A 527-nucleotide genomic window follows, 5' to 3' on the forward strand; every position below is an offset into this window, starting at 1 on the left:
CTTAGACTCGGCCAGTAGCCTGTAACCTCGGAAAAAAGGGAACAGCCCGAAGGGCGAAAGTTCCCTTTTTTCCGAGGTTACAGGCTATGGGATACAGCACCGGTTGTCACACGACTTTTCATCATCGCTATCATATCGTCTGGGCGCCTAAATACCGGTTCAAGGTGCTGCGCGGCGAGGTACGCCTGCGGGTGCGCGAGATCATCCGGCAGGTCTGCGCCGAAATGGGCGTGACGATCATCAACGGCGTGCTGTCGTGCGATCACGTCCACATGTTCGTCGAAATCCCGCCCCATGTCTCGGTCAGTGATTTCGTGCGCCGCGCCAAAGGCCGCTCATCCCGCAAAATCCAGCAGGAGTTCGAGCACATCCGCAAGCGCTATTGGGGACAACGCTTCTGGGGAAGGGGCTATTTCTCCACCACGTCCGGCAACATCACCGACGACATCATCATGCGTTACCTGGACCGGCATTCCCACAGAAACGGCTTCAGCCCCTCCACTTGATCCTACCGGCATCAGCCGGTC

General features: G+C 57.9%; 1 protein-coding gene. It reads left to right on the plus strand.

Annotated features, from left to right (window positions below; translation table 11 throughout):
• Positions 1-86: 86 nt before the first annotated feature.
• Positions 87-506: an IS200/IS605 family transposase gene (tnpA, locus tag L3X40_RS22155; protein ID WP_237367478.1), complete on the plus strand. Its 420-nt coding sequence runs from the start codon at positions 87-89 to the stop codon at positions 504-506.
• Positions 507-527: the final 21 nt, after the last annotated feature.

The sequence above is a fragment of the Rhizorhapis sp. SPR117 genome (genome assembly GCF_021742065.1).